The organism is Leucogemmata humicola (assembly GCF_055379415.1).
Map to the genome: position 1 here is coordinate 2550829 of NZ_AP040875.1, position 20697 is coordinate 2571525.

The following is a 20697-nucleotide window of genomic DNA, read 5'->3' on the forward strand; positions in this document are numbered from 1 at the left end:
CCCGGCGGTCTGTTGAAGGGGCGCCGGCCTTTGCGCCTGGACGCGCACTGCGTATGCGGCGAATGCCGCCACGACCGCGAGCGTGAGTCCCGCCCGTAAGGTAGAGGGGCGAAGCGCAGGTGGAACAGTCGCGGCCGCGGTATTCATGCTTTTGCGAGACATTTGGTGGATCTCCTTCGGCGCAGGGGCGCCGAACCTCCGTGATGAAAAGCTCATCGATTCATCGGTGTGCCGCCGGCCGCTTTGTACACGGCAACGAGCGCCGTCGCGGCCGAGGTGTGTGCGTTCGCCAATTGATTCTCTGCGTCGAGCAACGTCCGCTGAGCGTCGAGCACCTGGAGGAAGTCCGTGAGGCCTGCCTCGAAGCGCTGCTGGGCGAGCGCCGCCGCGCGCGTGCTCGACGCCACCGCTTCCGTTAGAATCGCCACGCGTTCGTGTGCGCGATCGTACGTGACGATGGCGCTCTCCGTTTCCTCGACCGCACGCAGCACAGTCGCGGTATACTGCGCTTGCGCTTCGTCCTGCCGCGCTTCGGCAAAGCCCACTCGTTGTCTAACGCGACCGAGGTCGAAAAGCGGAAAGCTCACGACTGGACCAACGAGCAATCGTGACGTGCCCGTACGCGTCAACGATTCGAATCGGTTCGCCGTGTACCCGGTACTGGCCGCCAACGAGAAGCGCGGCAGATATTCCGCGCGCGACGCGCCGACCGAAAGCGACTGGGCAGCGAGTTGCCGCTCTGCAGCCAACACGTCTGGCCGATTGCGCACGACTTCGCGCGGCGAGCGGATCGTCACGGAGTCTGGAAGACGCGGCGTCGGACCGTCTACCAATAATTCGGCCGGTATTGCCTCTGGTGCCCGCCCGAGCAGTACCGCAATGCGATAGCGCCCGATGGCGATTTGCGACTCGAGCCCTGGCACTGCCGCAAGCGTGAGCTGGAGTATCGAGCGCGCGCGTTCCACATCGAACGCCGTTCCACGACCGGCCGCCAACCGATCTTGTGTCAAGCCAACGGTCCTACGCTGAACATCGGCATTGCGGCGTGCGACGGCGAGCTGTCGTTGAGCACCGCGTAGCTCGAAGTAGCTTCGCGCGACTTCCGCGGCGAGACTCAGTTGCACGTCGTCGACGGAGTGCTCCGCGGACTCGACGAGCGCGCCGTTGGCGTTCACGGCGCGTCGCGCTCGGCCGAAAATGTCGAGTTCCCATGAGGCGTCGAACCCGACGTCGTACATGTCCTGCTGCGGCAACGGCGTCGTAAGTCCTGGCACCTGCGCAATCGACTGTCGTGTGCGCAGCGCGCTGCCATTTGCGGTAATCGTTGGCGCGAGATCGAACGCCGACAGGCGTCGTGCCGCGCGTGTGGCGTCGAGACGTGCTTCAGCGACACGGACGCTCGTGTTGGCGTGCAGAGCCTCGACGATCAGGTGGCTCAATGCGCTGTCACCAACCTCTTCCCAAAACGGCGACGTGGCGGTGACCGGCCGGAATTGCGCCGACTGTGCGACTGCGTGTGCTGGTGCAATGGCGACCGACGGCGCCTGGTATGCCGGCGAACCAGCGCATGCGGACAAAACCACCGCCGCGGCCACGACCCCTGCCTTCGCTCGCTTCGCGACCAATCCACGCACGATGATATAGAAGAGTGGCGTGAACAGGAGACCGAAGAACGTTACGCCGAGCATGCCGGAAAACACGGCTACGCCCATCACGTGACGCATCTCGGCGCCTGCACCACTCGCGAGAACGAGCGGCACAACGCCCATGATGAAAGCGAACGACGTCATCAGAATCGGGCGGAGTCGAATGCGAGCCGCCTCGAGCGCTGCCGTCAGACGATCGTAGCCCTGGCGTTCGAGATCACGGGCAAACTCCACGATCAAGATCGCGTTCTTGCACGCGAGCCCGACGAGCACCAGCAACCCGATCTGCGTGAAGACGTTGTTGTCGCCCCGCGTAATCCACACGCCGGCGATTGCCGATAGAAGGCACATCGGCACAATCAGAATGATCACCAACGGCAGCGACCAACTTTCGTACTGCGCCGCGAGCACGAGGAACACGAGCAGCATGCACAGCGGAAAGACGAAGACCGCGGTGTTGCCGGCCAGCTTCTGCTGATACGTCAACTCAGTCCACTCGGCGTTGACGCCATTGGGCAGCGTCTCCGCCGCGAGCTGCTCCATGCGCTGGACGGCTTCACCTGCGCTGATCCCTGGAGCGGCGTTGCCGTTGATGTCGGCAGCCGGGTAGCCATTGAAGTGCGTCACCTGATCTGGCCCGTAGGACTGCTTGACCTCGAGCACCGATCCGAGTGGCACCATCTGCCCTTGAAGGTTGCGGACCTGGAGACGTCCAATGTCCTCCGCGTTCGACCGGAACGGTGCGTCGGCCTGTGCGATCACCTGATAGGTGCGACCGAACTTGTTGAAGTCGTTCACGTACGCCGAGCCCAGATAGACGCGCAGCGTTTGAAAGACATCGGCGAGCGGAAGCCCGAGCTGTTTCACCTTGTCGCGGTCGACGTCGGCGAAGAGCTGAGGAACGTTCACCTGAAATCCCGAGAACTCACCAGCGAGTTGTGGCGTCTGATACGCGCGACCAAGCAGCGCCTGCGCCGACGCGTAGAGCACCGAGTCGCCGAGTCCCGCACGATCCTCGAGCATCAGCTTGAAGCCGCCAATTGCACCGAGTCCGTTCACCGCTGGCGGCGGAAAGACTCCGACGTAAGCGTCCTGGATCGCGGAGAACTTCTGGTTGAGCGACGCCACGATCGCGCCCGCGCTGGTCGCCGGCGTTTTGCGTTCGTCGAACGCCTTGAGCGAGACAAAGATGATTCCCGCATTGGACTTGTTGGTGAACCCGTTCACCGACAGGCCAGGGAAGGCAATCGCCGACTGCACGCCTTCCTGCTTCAAAGCGATATCAGACATCCGGCGAATGACAGCCTCGGTCCGATCGAGCGACGCTGCATCGGGCAACTGTGCGATCGCCACGAGATACTGCTTGTCCTGGCTCGGGACAAACCCGGCAGGAACCCGCATGAATCCGAAAATACCCAGCGCGACGAGTCCACCGTACACGACGAGCGTGATCGCCGAGCGTCGAGTCAAACTCCGCACGATGTTGCTGTATCGGCCGGACATGCTCGCGAACGCGCGATTGAATGGGCGAAACAACCAGCCCAGCGCCGAGTTGAGTACGCGCGTTGGCGCGTCTTCCTTTGCACCGCGCGGCTTGAGGAGGAGCGCGGCGAGCGCCGGCGAAAGCGTCAGCGAATTGAACGCCGAGATGAGGGTAGAGAAGGCGATCGTCAGCGCGAACTGCCGATAGAACTGGCCCGTGAGTCCGCTGATGAATGCAACGGGCACGAACACCGCGCACAGAACGAGCGCGATCGCGATGATCGCACCACTCACTTCCTCCATGGCTTTGTGGCTCGCCTCGAGCGGAGTGAGACCCTCTTCGATATGGCGCTCGACATTCTCGACGACGACGATGGCGTCGTCCACCACGATGCCAATGGCCAGCACCATGCCGAACAGCGATAGCGTGTTGATGGAGAAGCCGGCCGCGAACATCACGGCGAAGGTTCCGACGATCGAGATCGGCACTGCGGCGAGCGGAATCACGGAAGCGCGCCACGTCTGCAGAAAGAGCACGACGACGATGACGACCATCAACGTCGCCTCGAGTAGCGTCCGGATGACTTCGTGGATCGAGTCGCGAACGAAGACCGTCGGGTCGTACACGGCCGACCACTGGACGCCCTGCGGGAAGCGCGTCGCCAGCTCGGCCATGGTCGTCCGCACGCCGCTCGATAGCGCGAGCGCGTTCGACCCCGGCGCTTGAAAGACGGCGATCGCGACCGCCGACTTGTTATCGAGCAGCGCGCGTAATCCGAAATCGCTCGCGCTGAGTTCTACGCGTGCGACGTCGCGCAGGCGAGTGGCTTCACCGTTGGCGCCCGACTTGACGACGATATTACCAAACTCTGATGCATCGGCGAGACGTCCCTTTGCCGTGACGGTGAGCTGATAGGCCACATTGCTGGCCATCGGCTGGCCGCCCACGACGCCTGCGGCGACCTGCAGATTCTGCTCGCGTATCGCCTGCACGACGTCGGTCGCAGACAACCCGCGCGCTGCGACCTTGTTTGGGTCGAGCCACACTCGCATCGCGTAGTCGCCGGCGCCGAACACGAGGACCTGTCCGGCGCCTGGCAGCCGCGCCAGTTCGTTTCGGACATTCAACATCGCGTAGTTGCGCAGATACACGGGATCGTATCGTCCATCAGGCGATACGAGGTGCACCACCATAGTGATGTCGGGCGACGTCTTCTCCGTCGTCACACCGAGCGCGCGGACTTCTTCGGGAAGTCTCGCGAGCGCCTGGCTCACCCGGTTTTGCACCTGCACCTGCGCGAGGTCGACGTTGGTTCCAATCGCGAAAGTGACGGTGAGATTGAGCACGCCGTCCGCCGTGGCGGATGACGACATGTAGAGCATGTGCTCGACGCCGTTCATCGCGTCTTCGAGCGGAGTGCCGACGGTCTGCGCGAGCACCGTTGGATTGGCGCCGGGATACATCGCCCGCACGACGATCGTCGGTGGCGTGACCTCGGGATATTCACTGATGGGCAACGCCGAGATCGAGATCAGACCTGCGGCGAGAATGACGAGCGATAGCACGACCGCGAACACCGGTCGGTCGATGAAAAACCGCGAAAAGCGCACGATGAGACTCTAGAAGAGTGTGAGTTACTGACCGGCGCGCGGCGGCACCGCCGCTGGCGCGAGCGCGAGCATGGTGCCGGTCTTGGCCGCCACCTTCATTCCTGGCCGAACGCGAAGCAGGCCGTTGATCACGACGTTGTCGCCCGCCTTGAGGCCAGACTGGACGACGCGCAGCCCGTCGACGACTCGACCCACACTGATCGCTCGGTACTCGAGGGTGCTATCCGGCTTGAGCACGAGCACGAACTTGCGATCCTGGTCGGTGCCGATTGCCTGGTCCTGAACCACGGTCACCGTGCGACGCTCGCCGCCAGCGAGACGAACGCGAGCGAACAGCCCGGGCGTGAATTCGTGATTGGGATTGCGCAGCACCGCGCGAAGACGAATCGTGCCGGCGCTTCGGTCGAGGTGATTGTCGACGAAGTCCAGCGTGCCGTCGTGCGTGAAGCCCGTCTCGCTTGCCAATCCGATCTGCACTTTGCGCGATTCGTTGCGCTGTGTGCCGGTCGCGCCGACGTACTTGAGGTACGCGCGCTCGTCGGTGTCGAAGTAGACGTAGATCGGATCGAGTGAGACGATCGTCGTGAGAAGCGACGGAGCTGGCGCGCCACTCTGCACGAGATTGCCCTCGGTGATCTCGGCCCGACCGACACGGCCGGAGATCGGGGCGCGAATGGTTGTCCAGTCGAGGTTGAGCTGCGCGTTGCGAAGCGCGGCCTCTGCTCCGCGAACCTCCGCCGCCGATTCGGCGACGCCGCTCGTGCGCGCATCGAGTTCCTCGCGCGAAATCGCCTGCGTGCTCACGAGCCGTCCGGCTCGCTCCAACTCTTGATGCGCGAGTTGGGCGTGGGTCTTCGCCTGCTCGAGAATTGCGGCAGCTCGCGCAACCTCGGCCTCGTACGGTCGCGGATCGATCGTCACGAGCGCGTCGCCCTGTTTCACGATGCTTCCTTCTGGGAAGGAAACGCGTTGAATGAACCCGGAGACGCGCGGGCGAACGTCGACCGACTGAGCGGCTTCGAAGTGTCCGGTGAACTCATCCCAGTCGGCGACGTCGTGATCGATGACCGAAGCGACGGTCACTTCTGGGGCTTGTGGGGCAACCTGGGGCTTGGCGCACGAGGTCGCGACGGCCGCGGCGAGGGGCAGGGCGGCGAGCACACTGGTGAAACGGGGCGCGATGTGTCTCATTACAGGTATCTCAGGGAACGAGCGGGCCGGCTCGGAGTAGAAAAGCGGGTGGTACCGATCGGTAACATTGCCTATGTTACCGATCGGTACCACCAGAGTCAAGCCCAATACCTGTCTGCCAACCGTAACGATGTCCGTACAGCCACCTCGACAACGAATCCTTGCTGCGGCCGACGATCTCTTTCGTCGAGTCGGGATTCGTGGCGTCGGTGTGGAGGCAATCGCCGAAGCGGCTGGTACGAACAAGATGACGCTGTACCGTCACTTCCAGTCGAAGGACGAGCTCATCGCCGAGTGGGTGCGCGGCATCATCGCCGAGAAAGAACGCGCGTGGGACGAACTGGTCGCGGCGCATCCTGGCGATCCTGGCGCCCAGCTCGTGGAATGGAGCCGACGCACAGCTGCGGCGTTCGAGCGAATGGAGGAGCGCGGCTCGCCCATTCTGAATGCGCTTGCTGAGTTGCCTGAGCCTGATCACCCGGCTCGTCGCGTGATCGACGAACACCGGCAGGGTGAGCATGCGAGAATTCTTCAGCTCTGTCGCGAGGTTGGCTTTCCGGATGCGGAGCTCGTCGCCGACGAGATGTTCTTTCTGCTCGAGGGCGCCAAGTCCTGCGTGCAATGCATCGGATTGAAGCGTGTCGGCCAGCACCTCATGCGGCTCGTCGATTCGATCTGTCGTCGCGACAGGAGTTTGCCGGAGCGCTGACGCCGCGGGCGCTTCGTTGCGCGAGCGACTGGCACGCTCTACGCCTGTCGTCGGGCCTCGTATCCGATCCGAGGAGCGTTGCCATGGCAACGAACGAATCCGTCAGTACAAGCGCGACCATTGAACGGTCGTACGTGCAGATCGCGCTACCGTATGAGCGAATAGTCGAGGCATTCGAAGCGGCAGTTGGTCACCTCGATCCGGAAACCGTCGCCGCGTCAATCGAGCGTGGCGCATCGTGGACCGAATTGGAGGCAGCGCTGACACGCGCAGCCGGACCAAGTGGCCTGATGATTCTTGGGAAATTCGATCAGGGGCAGGCCGCCACGCTCAGCGGCGCCCCAACTCGGTGTCGACTCTACCTCGTCGGAAATCCCGCGATCGCTGCGCAAATCGTGAAGATCGATGCTCGCGCCAGCCTGTACGTTCCGTTTCGCGTGGCGATTTACGTCGAAGAGCGGTCTCAGGCACCGACGATTTCATTCGATCGCCCATCGTCATCGCTGGGAGTTCTCGATCGCGTGGAGTTGCATCCCATCGGACGGATGTTGGATCAAAAGATCGACGCTGTCGTCGAATCGATTCGTCAAATTGCCAAGACGGGCCGCGCCGCGGCCTGACGGCGATCGGGATTTTCCGTGGTCGGCAAAGATTGGAGTTCTTTAATGATCGGCCGACCGTCGCGCGCTCGGTTGTAACTCTTACGCCTAGCGGTATTTAAGCCGTAGCGCCCATCCGCTAGGTTCAGTTGCTGTGCGTAGCGCGATCTTTACAGGTGACGGCCGCGGTGGCTCGTGCGTCGTTGCTTGGTGCGCCGACGATCCTTGTCTGCCGCGCTTTACGCGTTGTTTACACAAATGGCCGAGTTTTCGGCCGAAACCTGCGAGCCGTATTGGCCGTGGTATAGAACGAACGGCCGATCAAGGGTGTCAAACCCATCGCTACAGGTCACGGCGCCCCGCCGACGGTAGGCCGGGTCCGATTCACTGATGACGCCCAGTCGGCGCGTGACTGGTCCAAGAGTCGTCAGATAACTGCAATTCAACTATTACAACGACTGATGCATAGTTCACGAGCGCTCGTTCGAACCGGCCTCGCCCTGGTGTTTTTCGCTATTGCCGGAGCACATCGACTCATCGCCCAAGCGCCGCCCGCGGCTCGTGTCGCGGCCGGAATTGGTGAAATCCGGGGACGGCTCGTCGATTCGACGAGTGGCCACCCGGTGACCGGCGGATCGGTCGCGGTACGTCGCGCCCAGGATTCGACCTTCGCGAGCGGCGCGTTGCCGAAAGAAGACGGTTCCTTCCGCGTAGACGGTCTGCCGGTCGGCCGATATACGCTTCGCGTTCGAGCGATTGGTTTTGCGCCGGTTCTTCGCGCCAACATCGTCATCAGCGCCGACAAACCGATCGTCGATCTCGGCCCAATCGGGTTAATGACCTCCGCCACGAAGCTCGACGCGGCACAGGTCGTCGCTGAGCGCGAGGAGACGGTGCTCGCGCCGGATCGGAATAGCTACAGCACCAAGAACATGACTACCGCGAGTGGCGGCACTGCCATCGACGTGCTTCGCAACATCCCGTTGGTGGAGGTAGACGGTTCGAACAACGTCAGCCTCCGCGGCAATGCGAATGTCGTGATTCAGATCAACGGCCGTTCCACGCCGCTCAAGGGCGACCAGCTCGGCGCCTTCCTCGCGCAGCTCCCGGCGGGAACGGTGAAGAACGTCGAAGTCGCAACGAATCCGTCGGCGAAGGACGACCCCGAAGGTACGGCTGGCATCATCAACATCGTGCTCAATCAGCAGGCCGAGCTCGGATTGAGCGGCGGTCTGTCGCTCGGCACGGCGTCCACCGGTACGCTCACCGCGAACGGCAACATCGGCAAGCAGCAGGGCAAGCTCACGATGTTCCTCTCGGCGAACGTCTATAGCGACCACCGCTCGACGTCGGGTACGATCGCACGCACCAATCTCGTGCTGCCGGTTCCCGCGTTCACCGAGACCAATCTCGCCGGCAAGCAGTCGCCACTCTCAGGCGGCGGAACCGTGCGCAGTGAGTATCGCTTCACGCCGCGCAATTCGCTGTCGCTCGACGCATTTCTCTTCGGCGGACATTTCGGCGGCGACCAATCGTCCGCGTACACCGATCTCGATGCGACGCATTCGGTCATTGGGCTCGTGGCACAGCGCACGTCGCAGCTCTCGCGGAATCTGTCGCAAGACTACGATCTGACCTTCCGGCGCATGACGCCCAAGAACGCGCCGCTCTTTTCCATGGAAGTTGAATACTCCAACAACTACAACAGCAACAACATCGATCTATCGGGCGACGTCGTTCGTCCCGATGCGTCGACTCCGATGTCGATTCCGACGGAGCGCGATCACACGGTCGGCAGCTTTCCATACTTCAACTGGAAGACCGACTACACGATGCAGTTCGGCGATGCGACGAAGTTGGAGTCGGGGGTCAAGGTGACGCAGCGCCTGACGTCGAATGACTTCGATGCAGCGTATCTGAACGCCATCACGTCTCAGTACGATGCGGTTGCAGCGCGCAAAACATCGTTCGACTATCACGAGGACATCGGCGCTGGCTATCTGCTCCTGTCGAACAAGATCGACAAGGTGCAGACCCAGGCTGGCCTTCGCCTCGAAGACGCGGCCACGTATCTCGATCTGCACACGGTCAATCAGCGCTACGACCGTCGGTACGCGAGCGTGTATCCGAGCGCGATCGTGTCGTACAACTTCACGCCGCTTCGCCAGGCGAAGATCAGCTATTCGCGTCGCGTCAGCCGTCCGAATCCTTTCCAACTCAGTCCGATCGAGTTCAAGCAGGATACGCGCAACGTGTTCCGTGGAAACCCGGCGCTTCGCGCAGAGTACACGGATGCGTTGGAGTTTGGGTATCAGGAGTCGCGGTCGTGGGGATCGATCCAGCTGAATCCATACCTTCGTCGCACTCTGCACGCCGTGCGCAACATTCAGTTCGTCGACTCGACAGGCGTGTCGGTGAGCACGTACGACAACGTGGCGAGCACGATGACGGTGGGTTCAGATCTCAACGTGAACGCACATCACGGCCCACTCCAGATCGGTGGCGGCGGAAGCGTCTATCACTACTCGAGCGACGCATCCAATCTGAGCGGCAATCTGTCGGCCCATGCCATGGTGTGGTCGGCCCGAACAAACGCGACGTGGCGTTTCGGAACGATCGCGGATGCGCAGGCCTTCGTGTTTTATCGTGCGCCCTTCGCGACCGAGGGCGGATCGCAGCTCTCGTCCGTTTCGATGAACCTGGCAGGCCGCTACAAAGTGTGGGGCGATCAGGGTAACATCTCGCTTCGCGTTTCGGATCCGTTCAAGCTGCAGAAGTTCGGCTATCGAACGGCGAACGGCACGGTGGTCGAATACAGCGAACGCTTCTTCGGGTCGCGCGCGGTGTTCCTCACCATCACGCGCAACTTCGGCAAGGCGATCAGACTCCAGCCTAAGCAGCAGGACCCGGATGCTTCGTCGGCACAGTCGCCGCCGGGCTCCACGCCTCCGTGAGCACGCTCGGCGCGTCAGGTGGCATACCCTCTGCTTTTTGCCACTATAACGCCTGATGGAGCAGAGGATGACCAGTCGAAACGTCGGATCAAAGCGCCTCGACACGGACGACGCCGACGTGCCTGCAGAGTTGGCGAGACGCGAAGCGCAGGATCGCCGTAAGGGCGACGAGCGCGGCGGTCAGGCGGAGAGCCCCGTCGATTCGATGCACGTTGACGCGCCGAAACAGCAGGACAACGCGCGCGGACACAAGCGGAAACGTCACGGCTGACGCTACGCGCGGCGCTCGAGCCCCATCGTCAACTCTCATGGGGCTCGCGATGGGCAAGCGCATCGATGTCCCAGCCAGCGAGCGTCGCCGCTGCATCATACGTGCTCTGCAGGAATTGCGTGACTAGAAGTTCTGGATGACGCTCCTTCCTCACCGCATCGTAGGGGAGAACCCACTCGCGTAGCGTCGGGTGATAGCCGGCGGCGGCCGGCTCTATTTGCGCGGCGCGACAACCATCGGGTTCGGGATACGCGTACGCGTAGAACGCTGGCTCTGTCACAGGTCCATCGAGTGAGCCTGGCCACCATCCCGCGCTGATGCATTCGTGCGAGTACGCCTCGCGCGTCACGTAGTCCGGGCAGTTGGGGATACCACCAGGATGCGGCGGTGCTCGCCTACCTGAAAACCGCGTACAGGCAATGTCGAACGCGCCCCACCACAGGTGCGACGGACTGCATTTGCCGACAAATGCTCCGCGAAAGTCTTTGAGTACCTGATCCACGCTGCTCAGAATACGCCACCATCGCCGGACTGCGCCGCTATCGTACGTCGCGTGCGCCTCGTCAATCGAGAACGGGGTCGTGTCAGGCACCTCATTCGGCCACGCGTGAATCGGAAACGCCATCCCGGCCGAGGCGAATGCGTCGCAGTACGCCTGATAGAACGCGGCGACTGACTGCGGGCGCAGCGGGACGGTCTGCGTTCGTCCGTCGTTCACGCGAACGAACAGCGTATCACTCAAGAAGTCGAACTCGACCTCGACGTTCTCTCCGCCAAAGGGCATTGGCGATGTCGTCAGGCCGCGCGCCGAGACGTAGAGCGCGCAGTGCCACCAATGATTCTCGAACGGTGATAGTGCGAGGCGCGTCTTCCCGACGATCTGCATCCAACGGTTGAGCGTGGTGCACGTTGGCGCCCACTCGGCGAGTGGTAGCGGCGGCCATCGTTCCCCAGTTGTCGTCTGCTTCCCAGGCATTGGCCGCATCTCGTTGGTGTCGGACAAACGGAGGCTCGGGTCACTTCTGCGCGAGCGCGGCTGCAAGTCACTAGCCATCGACGGATACGCGCCTGAGTCCGCAATCGTCGCGATGCGTCGATCGAAGTGGCGACGGAATTGCGAGTTCCGCCGCGGAAACTCCGTCAGGAGATGACGCATGGCAGAGGCACTCGACGAGCGCGCGTTCGACACGTTGTTCCGCGAAGCGCGAACGTATTCCAAGTGGCAAACGAAGGACATTCCAGAAGACACGCTGCGGGCGCTCTACGACCTGCTCAAGTGGGCGCCAACGAGTGCGAACGCAACGCCAGGGCGGTTCGTCTTCGTCCGGTCAAAGGAAGCGAAGGAGCGCCTCCGTCCGGCACTCGCGCCTCTGAACGTCGAAAAGACGATGACTGCTCCAGTGACCGTGATCGTCGCCTACGATCTGAGATTCTACGATCACTTGCCAGCGCTCTTTCCCCAGAGGCCAGCGCTCGTCAAGAACTTTCAAAACAGTCCAGAGCTCGTCGAGGTCACGGCCAAGCGAAATTCCAGCCTTCAGGGCGCGTACATGATTCTCGCGGCGAGGGCCCTCGGTCTCGACTGTGGACCATTGTCCGGTTTCGACAATGCGAAGGTCGACGAGGAATTCTTTGGGGCAGGGAAGCCGTGCTTCGGTTGCGAGCAGGAGTTCTTCGTCGAGGGGCACGTGAAGAGCAACTTTCTGTGCAACCTCGGATACGGCGATCCAAGCTCGCTCTTTCCGCGGCTTCCCCGGCTATCGTTCGATGAAGCCTGTTCCGTGATGTAGTCGCGTTCAGGCCAAGGCGCGCGCCAGATACGCCGCCGTGCGGCTCTCGGCCGACCGGGCTACGTCTTTCGGCGAACCGGCGGCGACCACACGCCCGCCCTCTTCGCCGGCGCCGGGGCCGATGTCGACGACCCAGTCACTCCGTGCGACGATCCGCATGTCGTGCTCCACGACGATCACGGTGTTCCCGGCGTCGACCAGCGCATCGAGCTGCGTGATGAGCGTCTCGACATCAGCTGGATGCAGGCCCGTTGTTGGTTCGTCGAGTATATAGAGTGTGTCGCCGCGCTGCATTCGTTGCAGCTCTGTCGCGAGCTTGATCCGTTGCGCCTCGCCTCCCGATAACTCGGTCGCAGGCTGCCCGAGGCGGAGGTACCCGAGACCGACTTCCCGTACGATGCTCAGCGACCGATACACCGACGCTTCGTCGGCGAAAAACTCGGCCGCAGTGGCGACGGTCATTCCGAGCACGTCGGCGATGGATTTATCGCGATACTTGATCTCGAGAGTTTTTGCGTTGTACCTCGCACCGTGACAGGTGGGGCAGGGCGCGTACACGCTTGGCAGAAAGAGCAATTCGACCATGACGAAGCCCTCGCCCTCGCACGTCTCACAACGTCCCTTGGCAACGTTGAACGAGAAGCGCCCTGCGTCGTACCGTCGCGCGCGCGCCGACTTCGTCGCGGCAAACAGCCGACGGATGTGATCGAATAGCCCAGTGTACGTCGCGAGATTCGAGCGCGGCGTGCGACCGATCGGCTTCTGATCGACCTGTACGAGTCGTTTGATGCCGGCGAGGTCTCCGGTGATGCGGCCGCTACCCGCTATGACGGCGTCGGCTTCCAGCGCTTCATCCTCTTCTTCGACGGGGATTTCGTTGCCGAGATGCTCGCTGACCAACTCCACCAAGGCCTGACTGACAAGACTCGACTTGCCAGAACCCGAAACGCCCGTCACCGCGGTCAGCACGCCAACCGGTAAGTCGACGTCGAGTTCGTGCAGGTTGTTTCGAGTGATCGCCGCGAGGCGCAACCATTCTTTCGGCGAGCGAGGCGAGCGAGCCGCGATGGGCAGATGATCGAACAGATACAATCGAGTCTGCGATGCATCGACGCGATCGAGGCCCGCGGGGGGCCCACTGTACAGAACGTCGCCGCCCAACTCACCGGCGCCAGGCCCTACGTCAACTAGCCAGTCGGCGTGCCGGATGACGTCGAGTTCATGTTCGACCACGAAGAGTGAATTGCCTGCGCGCTTGAGCTGATCGAACGCCGCGAGAAGTGCTTCCGTGTCCGCGGGATGCAATCCGGCCGATGGCTCGTCGAGCACGTACACCACGCCGAACAGATTGGACCGTATCTGCGTGGCGAGCCGCAGACGCTGCAGCTCGCCGGGCGAGAGTGTCGGCGTGCTTCGCTCGAGCGTGAGATACCCGAGCCCGAGATCGATCATCGCCTTGAGGCGAGTGATGAGATCGTCCGCGATACGTTCCGTGACGAGCGCTTTCTCTGGATGCTCGGTCATCATCTGCTGCAGTTCGGGCGCTGTGCGCTCGGCATACGGGCGCACGACATCGCTCAATCGCTTCACCGCCAACCGAGAGATGTCGGTAATGTCGTAGCCGGCGAATGTGATTGAGAGCGACTCCAAGCGCAGTCGCTTTCCATGGCACAGCGGACACTCGGCGCTGAGCATGTACTGCGACACGCGCCGCTTCATCATCGCACTCTGTGTATTCGCGAACGTGTGCAGCACGTAGCGCTTCGCGCTCGTGAAAGTGCCATTGTAGCTCGGCTCTTCTTTCCGTTTCAGCGCGCGGCGGACTTCGTCGGGCTCGAGCCCCGCGTACACTGGCACTACGGGTTGCTCATCGGTGAAGAGGATCCAATCGCGATCCTTCTTCGACAGTTCCCGCCAAGGCCTATCGACGTCGTAGCCGAGCGTGACGAGAATGTCCTTCTGATTCTGGCCTTGCCACGCGAGTGGCCATGCGGCGACGGCGCGCTCCCGGATCGTGAGCGAATCGTCCGGCACCATCGATTGTTCGGTGACTTCGTAGACTCGTCCGAGGCCGTGACATTCAGGACACGCTCCTTCCGGCGTGTTTGGCGAGAATGCTTCGGCGTAGACGAGTTCCTGTCCCGGCGGATAGTCGCCCGCTCGCGAGTACAGCATGCGAAGCAGGTTGGACACGGTGGTGACGCTGCCAACGGTCGAGCGCGTCGTTGGCGATCCACGCTGTTGCTGCAGCGCGATCGCAGGTGGCAGTCCGTCGATGTCGTCGACGTCGGGCACACCGACCTGATTGAAGAGTCGGCGCGCGTACGGCGCCACCGACTCCAGGTACCGCCGTTGCGCCTCGGCGAAGAGAGTTCCGAACGCGAGAGAGGACTTGCCCGAACCAGATACGCCGGTAAACACAACCAGCGAATCGCGCGGAATCTCTACGTCGATGTTCTTGAGGTTGTGCTCGCGTGCGCCGCGAACACGTACGAACCCTGTAGGTCCTTTAGTTTGCTTGCCTTCTGAATTGCTTGCCACGTGCACTCGTCGTTGCGGATGTGATCACTCCGCTTGATGCAAAAAGAGATCTCTGGCGCTCTCGATCACTCGGCGAAGAGGCCCTTCTGACGCATCAGCGCTTCGATGAAGAAGTAGTCGGCGTAGACGATGCCGACGTCGACTTCGGACTTGAACGGCATCGCGCCGGTTGAATGCGCCAGGATCGCGCCGCGCGGCGACGGCGCGGCGGCGTAGTTCGACGCCAGCGACGACAGAATACGGTCAGCCGTTGCTCGATAGTGATCTCTCACACCCGCGTCGCCGTAGCGCGCGAGATCGTAGAGCCCCGATGCCGCGATCGCCGCGGCAGACGCGTCTCGCACGGTGTTCGGGACTGCTGGATCGCGAAAGTCCCAGTAGGGTACGGCGTCGGCAGGCAGGTGTGCGATGAACCAGTCTGCGGTGCGCTGCGCGGCCTGCAACAACTCGGGTCGTTTGGTGTGGCCGTAGGACGCGGTGAAGCCGTGAATCGCCCAGGCCTGCCCACGTGCCCAGGCCGAACTGTCGCCGTAACCCTGCCACGTGGTGCGGCGTTCGAGCGCGCCCGTCGTCGGATCAAACAGCGCGATGTGCGCGGTGCTCCCGTCATCGCGAACGTGCGCCCGTGCCGCAGTGAGGGCATGTCGCTCGGCGATGCGGAACCAGGCGCTGTCACCTCCGTGGGCCGCCGCCCAGAACAGCATCTCGAGGTTCATCAGGTTGTCGACGATCACGGGGTACTTCCAATCGCGCCTCGCGTCGGCAACGCTATCGGTATCCCACGACTTGATCGCGCCGACGCGCGGGTTGTAGCGCGTCGCGAGCGAGCGGCTCGCCTGCATCACGACGTCGCGGTAGTGTGCGTTCCCCGTGAGTAAGAATCCGCGACCGAAGCTGTCGAACATCATGAAGCCGAGGTCGTGCGTGTTTGTGCGATTCTTGTTCGGCTCGAGACCGGTGGTCCAACGCTCGGCGAGTGTACGCCACTCGGTCGCACCGGTCTCCTGATACATGGACCAGAGCATGCCCGCGAAGAACCCACTCGTCCATTCAGTCGCCGCGCGTTGGTCCAGATTGCCGGCCGCATCAGTCGAGCGCGGATAGCCGTTCGCCGGATCGAGCGCCATCGCCGTACGTCGCAGTTGATCCGCGGCACGATCGAACGCGCGTTTCGATACAGCTTCGAGCGGAAAATTGACGGCGTCGGGATCCTCAGTTCGAAGGCCGAGCGGGATGTGTTCGAGCGCGCGTGCGAACGCGGCGTTACCGAATTGTGCGGCCGCCCGGCGCAGCGGCGGAAGAAATTCGCCTTGGCCTTGCTCGGCGATATCGGGTGTCGGGAATTTCACAGTACTGTCCGCATACGGCGCGATGAAGAGAATCGCCTTCTCGAGGTTGCCGCCGCTGGGCGCAGTGTAGTGCCACAGATCGATGCCGACGTGCCGCCCCATTTCGGCGAGCATCGTGAACGCGTCGAGATTGAACAACGTGTAGTGCAGGGGACGCGTGCGCTCGAGCTCTCGCTTCTGCTTTCCGTCTCCGTCGATCTGGTTGGCAATCCTGCTCTTGCCGCTCTCGCCGATGAGTTGCTTGGCCATCGCGCTATCACCAATGAAGACTGCGAGCGCGGCGGCCTGCTCGTCGAAGAACACGCCGTGGTTGTTCTTGGCGGCGCGCTCCTCTATTCCATTCTTGCTCTCTAAGAGCCATTTGAGATACGCACCGCACCACGCGACCATCCCGTCTGCGTCACGCTGTGTCCAGCCGGGTGCGTTATCGAGCAGCCGTAGCGCGTCGACCAACTCCGGCATGTCGCGCGTATCGATGATGCCGAAGCTCCGTCCCTCCGTGACGCCGAGCACTGCCTGGGCAAAGCGCAGGTTTGGGTTCATTCGCGTCGCTGTGTCGAGGAAGAACACGCGCAGACGTTTCGCGGCGTTTTCGGAGTACCGCGCGTCGCCCGTGAGGTACCAGGCGAGTGCGAGAGCATGCACATGGCTGACGGTCTGTTGCAGCCGGAGGCCGTCATGGTCCTTGCGACTTTCGGGATTCATCTCGCCATCACGATTCACGAACGGAAGTCCGTTCGGCGTCGCGGGATTCGGCCAGAAGTACGGCGCCATACTCATGTAGTCGTGCTTGTCTCCACTCGACGGAGTGCGCCCCTTCTGCATCACCGAGAGCAGCGGGGCTGCAAGCGCCACGCGGGCCGTCTGCAGCACGGCGTCGACGACGGGCTTGACCGACGCGTCGCCGATCGTGAATAGACGCTTCGATTCGGCGAGGCGTTCACCGCGGAGGAGGATCGTACGCGGAACGCCGGCCGCTGTTCCTGGATCGCGTTTCGGTGAGCCAGCGGCGCTCTGCGCCAGGCTAGGAATCGGAACCGCGGTTGCGATCACGGCGAAGAGCGAGAACGCTCCAATCGCGCGGACAGCGCGAGGGCGAATAGCTGGCTGCATTACAAAGCATCCTCTGGCGAAACTTGTGGTGAAGCGAGCTCGGTCGCCGGCGACGGAACAAGATGTCCGAATCCGTCGGGTTAGAAAAGCGGTAAGAAATCCGCGCGTACTCGCGGGGCGCAAACCGCTAACTTGAAGGTGCTGGTGTGTGGCGCCCGCGCCACCTCCCCCTGGTCTCCTGTGCCTGTCGATCGGCCATCGGACTCGAGAGCCTCTCGGTCCAGCGCTGCTCGTCGCAACGACAGGAGTCAGAATGAACCAGCCGAAAACTGGCGCGCCGACGGCGCGCAATCTCACGGATCTCGCAGACGCAGCCGACCTTCGGTCGGTCGTCTCAGCCGCTCTCGCGTCGAAGCCAGTCGACCAACAAGCACTTCGACGCGGCGTATGGACCTACGTTGGCGTCGAGCGGAGCGCCGGCACCTCACCGGGCCATGTCATTGCGACGCTGTCCGAACTCGTCGAAGCGGCCGACATTACGCCGTTGGCCGAGCACACGGAGCTGATCCGACAGGTGATTCTCTGGAGCGTCGAGGCGTATTTCGGTCACCTCGGTGGCGAGCCCAGCGCGACTTAGGCGAACGCGTCGAAGATGTCGTTCAGCCGCTTGCTTGGTGCGCCGCTGGCCAACCCGGCGAACGATCCCGCCTTCATCTGCTCCGCGGCGGACAGTACCGCGGACCAGCCGACGCGCGCGAGCGCGCCGCCAACGCTGATTCTGCGCACGCCAAGGTCCGCGAGTTCCGCGACGCTGGGCCCAGGGCCCATCATCAGAACATTCACAGGTTTTGGTGCAACGGCGCGGACCATTGCGGCGATGTCGTTCTTGTCGCGCACACCAGGCGCGAAGAGACAGTCGGCACCAGCGTCGGCAAAGGCCACCAGCTTGTCGATTGCCGGCGTCACCGCGGTCGCGTCGGTCAATAGACCCTCGGTGCGCGCGACGAGAATGACGTCGTGCCCGGAGCGATCGATTGCGGCACGTGCGGCGCGAATTCGTTCGACGGCGAAGGGTGTATCGTATAACGCGAACGGCGCTTCGAGTGCACGGTCCTCAATGGACAGACCGGCGACTCCTGTCTCGATTGCGAGGCCGACGTTCACTGCCACGCGTTCGGGATCGGCCGCGAATCCCGATTCGAAATCTGCGTTGATCGGAATGTCGACAGCGGCGCAGAGCGACGTGAGGTGTTGAAGCACGTCGCTCAGGGTCACGTCGTAATCGGGGCGCCCGGTGGTCCAGGCGAAAGCCGCGCTGGATGACGCGAGCGCGGCAAAGCCGAGATGCTGCAGCAGTCTCGCGCTTCCAACATCCCAGGGATTGGGAATGACGAAGCAGCCCTGCGTGTGGAGGGCGCGGAAGGCGGCGCGTTTGCCGGCGATCGTACTTGTCATGAGGTAGTTCTTTGCGACCGCCGGCCTTGGAGCTCCGACGGTCGCTGACGCGCGCTAGTGCGCGTGATGGACGACGAGGCCGCGGGTACGTGCAGCGTCGCTGACGAGCAGCCACTGGAGATATGCGTTCACCAGAATCGGTGGGCCCTGCAGCAGCATGTACCGCGCGCCGCTGCGTGCCTTCTCCACCTTTTCCTGCTTGCGAAACGTCGCGTGCAACGATGCTTCGGCCTTGACGAGCTGATTGTCGGCAAGCGTAGCAATCCAGCGCGCGTCTACTCGGTCAGGAATGGTCATTGATACCTCGTGTCACATCTTGTGACGGAAAGTGATACGTCCCCTAGTGAGATCGTACGGCGAGACGGCGACTGTCACGCGGTCGCCGGCAAGAATGCGAATGCGAAACTTCCGCATCTTTCCGGCGGCGGTGGCGAGAAGCCGATGTCCGTTGTCGAGGTCGACACGAAACATGGCGCTCGGCAGCACCTCGTACACGATCCCTTCGAGCTCGATCGCTTCTTCCTTCATGATGCCTTTTGAAAGGGTATTCGGCGGCGACGCGAAGCGAACACGCTATCGGTCGTGCCGAGGCTGTTTGCGCGCCTTGTCGCGGGCACGCTGAGCCGCTTTCGATTTGATTTTGCGCGCTTCGCTCGGCTTCACATGATGCCGACGCTTACGAAGCTCGCGCAGCACGCCGGATTTCTGAACCTGGCGCTTGAACGTCTTGAGTGCCCAATCGATGCGATCGGTTTCGCTAAGATGAATTTCGGCCATGAATCCTCGAGCTATTGCGCAGTGATGTCGCGGAACCGGACGAGCCTTCGGCGGTCCTCGTCCCAAAGAGCCAGACGTAACGCCGCCATGCCCGACGACAGCGTCACGACGGGAGAACGCTGAAACAGCTCGTTCTCATCGTGACATCGCTGCAAGCGGTAGTTCGGGATACGTGGCGCGACGTGATGAACATGGTGAAGTCCGATGCTCCCGGTGAACCAGCGGAGCACTGGAGAGAGACGAAGATGTGAACTTCCCTGGAGCGCCGCCGTGACGTAGTCCCAGTCATCGTGCGACTCCCAATACGCATCTTCAAATTGATGTTGCACGTAGAACAGCCAGACGCCTGCCATCGCCGCGATGTAGTACGGGATGATGTAGGCGACGAGCACGCTCTTCCAGCCAATCAGAAACACAGCGGCCGCGAGTAGCAGTGCGAGCGCGATATTCGTGCTCCAGACGCTGAACGTCTGCCGAGCACCGGACGCCGCGCCTGGACTACGAAAACGCTGCGTGATCCCGAGGTAGAACGGTCCACCGACGAGCAGAAGCACAGGGTGGCGGCTGAAGCGGTACATCAGGCGGTCCCAGCGGGACTTTTCCATGTACTCACGAACGGTGAGTGTGGGCACGTCACCGTGGCCACGCCGATCGAGATCGCCCGAGGTCGCGTGGTGAATCGCGTGATCGCGACGCCACTGCGCATACGGGGTCAGTGTCAGCACACCGGTCACGAATCCGACCGTGTCGTTCACGACGCGCGACGGAAAGAACGATCCGTGCGCGCAATCGTGCATGAAAATGAACGTGCGAATGATCAGGCCCGCCGCGGGAATCGCGAGCAACAGCGCCGCGACGAGCGAATGCGGCATGACGGCATAGATCAGCCAGACGATCAATGCGAGCGGAACGAGCGTCGTGACGAGCTGCAACGACGCGCGCCGTGCATCCGGGCCGAGGTACGGCCCGACTGCACGGCGCCAATCCGCTCCCTCGCGGGAGACGGTGGGGCTACTCAACGAGCCAACTTCGTGAGATTCTCGGCGGCCGGGCCCTTGGGACCCTGCACGACGTCGAACTCGACTCGATCGCCTTCCATGAGCGACTTGAAGCCTTCGCCCTGAATGGCCGAATGGTGCACGAAGCAATCCTTCGCGCCACCCTCTGGGGTGACGAAGCCGAAGCCCTTCGTGTCATTGAACCACTTGACGGTTCCAGTTGTTCGCATCGTACTACTCCTTGTTGCTATGCTGTGTTGGGAGTGCGGAG

General features: G+C 62.5%; 17 protein-coding genes. 6 read left to right on the plus strand and 11 right to left on the minus strand.

Annotation, left to right across the window (positions count from 1 at the left end; translation table 11 throughout):
- Nucleotides 1–212 precede the first annotated feature (212 nt).
- Both AC6H4Z_RS10625 and AC6H4Z_RS10630 read right to left on the minus strand, forming a co-directional pair.
- Nucleotides 213–4739, minus strand: coding sequence for a multidrug efflux RND transporter permease subunit (locus tag AC6H4Z_RS10625; protein ID WP_497546724.1), 4527 nt, complete (start codon nt 4737–4739; stop codon nt 213–215).
- A 24-nt stretch (nt 4740–4763) separates the two neighbouring features.
- The gene (locus AC6H4Z_RS10630) at nt 4764–5930 is read right to left on the minus strand and encodes an efflux RND transporter periplasmic adaptor subunit (protein WP_497546725.1); all 1167 of its coding nucleotides are present in this window, start codon (nt 5928–5930) and stop codon (nt 4764–4766) included.
- 130 nt (nt 5931–6060) lie between these two features.
- On the opposite strand from AC6H4Z_RS10630, the gene AC6H4Z_RS10635 reads away from it, so the two are divergent.
- The 4 genes from AC6H4Z_RS10635 (at nt 6061) to AC6H4Z_RS10650 (ending at nt 10463) form a co-directional block, all read left to right on the plus strand.
- Nucleotides 6061–6639, plus strand: a complete 579-nt coding sequence (locus AC6H4Z_RS10635; RefSeq protein WP_497546726.1) for a TetR/AcrR family transcriptional regulator — start codon at nt 6061–6063, stop codon at nt 6637–6639.
- A gap of 83 nt (nt 6640–6722) precedes the next feature.
- Complete coding sequence (locus AC6H4Z_RS10640) at nt 6723–7259, plus strand: DUF302 domain-containing protein (RefSeq protein ID WP_497546727.1); 537 nt, start codon at nt 6723–6725, stop codon at nt 7257–7259.
- A 440-nt stretch (nt 7260–7699) separates the two neighbouring features.
- Nucleotides 7700–10192, plus strand: a complete 2493-nt coding sequence (locus tag AC6H4Z_RS10645) for a TonB-dependent receptor domain-containing protein (RefSeq protein ID WP_497546728.1) — start codon at nt 7700–7702, stop codon at nt 10190–10192.
- 67 nt (nt 10193–10259) lie between these two features.
- Nucleotides 10260–10463 carry a hypothetical protein gene (locus AC6H4Z_RS10650; RefSeq protein WP_497546729.1) on the plus strand — a complete coding sequence of 68 codons (204 nt, stop codon included), beginning with the start codon at nt 10260–10262 and terminating at the stop codon, nt 10461–10463.
- A gap of 28 nt (nt 10464–10491) precedes the next feature.
- Here AC6H4Z_RS10650 and AC6H4Z_RS10655 read toward each other — a convergent pair whose 3' ends face one another.
- Nucleotides 10492–11619, minus strand: coding sequence for a DUF5996 family protein (locus tag AC6H4Z_RS10655; RefSeq protein WP_497546730.1), 1128 nt, complete (start codon nt 11617–11619; stop codon nt 10492–10494).
- Between AC6H4Z_RS10655 and AC6H4Z_RS10660 the strand changes: the two genes are divergently transcribed.
- Nucleotides 11618–12253, plus strand: coding sequence for a malonic semialdehyde reductase (locus AC6H4Z_RS10660; RefSeq protein ID WP_497546731.1), 636 nt, complete (start codon nt 11618–11620; stop codon nt 12251–12253). The genes AC6H4Z_RS10655 and AC6H4Z_RS10660 overlap by 2 nt on opposite strands.
- A 6-nt stretch (nt 12254–12259) precedes the next feature.
- Here the strand turns inward: AC6H4Z_RS10660 and AC6H4Z_RS10665 are convergent, their stop codons facing one another.
- Nucleotides 12260–14794: an excinuclease ABC subunit UvrA gene (locus AC6H4Z_RS10665; RefSeq protein ID WP_497546732.1), complete on the minus strand. Its 2535-nt coding sequence runs from the start codon at nt 14792–14794 to the stop codon at nt 12260–12262.
- 65 nt (nt 14795–14859) lie between these two features.
- The gene (locus tag AC6H4Z_RS10670) at nt 14860–17256 is read right to left on the minus strand and encodes an alginate lyase family protein (RefSeq protein ID WP_497546733.1); all 2397 of its coding nucleotides are present in this window, start codon (nt 17254–17256) and stop codon (nt 14860–14862) included.
- A gap of 253 nt (nt 17257–17509) precedes the next feature.
- Between AC6H4Z_RS10670 and AC6H4Z_RS10675 the strand changes: the two genes are divergently transcribed.
- Entirely contained in the window at nt 17510–17833 is a 324-nt protein-coding gene (locus tag AC6H4Z_RS10675; RefSeq protein ID WP_497546734.1) for a hypothetical protein, read from the plus strand.
- On the opposite strand, the gene AC6H4Z_RS10680 is transcribed toward AC6H4Z_RS10675, so the two are convergent.
- Genes AC6H4Z_RS10680 through AC6H4Z_RS10705 form a run of 6 tightly spaced genes read right to left on the minus strand, consistent with a single transcriptional unit; the run spans nt 17830 to nt 20656 of the window.
- Complete coding sequence (locus tag AC6H4Z_RS10680) at nt 17830–18651, minus strand: isocitrate lyase/PEP mutase family protein (RefSeq protein ID WP_497546735.1); 822 nt, start codon at nt 18649–18651, stop codon at nt 17830–17832. The genes AC6H4Z_RS10675 and AC6H4Z_RS10680 overlap by 4 nt on opposite strands.
- A 54-nt stretch (nt 18652–18705) precedes the next feature.
- Nucleotides 18706–18948 (minus strand): hypothetical protein, encoded by a 243-nt coding sequence (locus AC6H4Z_RS10685; protein WP_497546736.1) that lies wholly within the window; start codon nt 18946–18948, stop codon nt 18706–18708.
- A gap of 12 nt (nt 18949–18960) precedes the next feature.
- On the minus strand, nt 18961–19182 hold the full coding sequence (gene infA, locus AC6H4Z_RS10690; protein WP_497547030.1) for a translation initiation factor IF-1: 222 nt from the start codon (nt 19180–19182) through the stop codon (nt 18961–18963).
- A gap of 42 nt (nt 19183–19224) precedes the next feature.
- Nucleotides 19225–19428 carry a 30S ribosomal protein S21 gene (gene rpsU / locus AC6H4Z_RS10695; RefSeq protein ID WP_497546737.1) on the minus strand — a complete coding sequence of 68 codons (204 nt, stop codon included), beginning with the start codon at nt 19426–19428 and terminating at the stop codon, nt 19225–19227.
- A gap of 11 nt (nt 19429–19439) precedes the next feature.
- Nucleotides 19440–20447 (minus strand): fatty acid desaturase, encoded by a 1008-nt coding sequence (locus AC6H4Z_RS10700; RefSeq protein WP_497546738.1) that lies wholly within the window; start codon nt 20445–20447, stop codon nt 19440–19442.
- Complete coding sequence (locus AC6H4Z_RS10705) at nt 20444–20656, minus strand: cold shock domain-containing protein (RefSeq protein ID WP_497546739.1); 213 nt, start codon at nt 20654–20656, stop codon at nt 20444–20446. The genes AC6H4Z_RS10700 and AC6H4Z_RS10705 overlap by 4 nt, the downstream gene beginning before the upstream one ends.
- Nucleotides 20657–20697 lie beyond the last annotated feature (41 nt).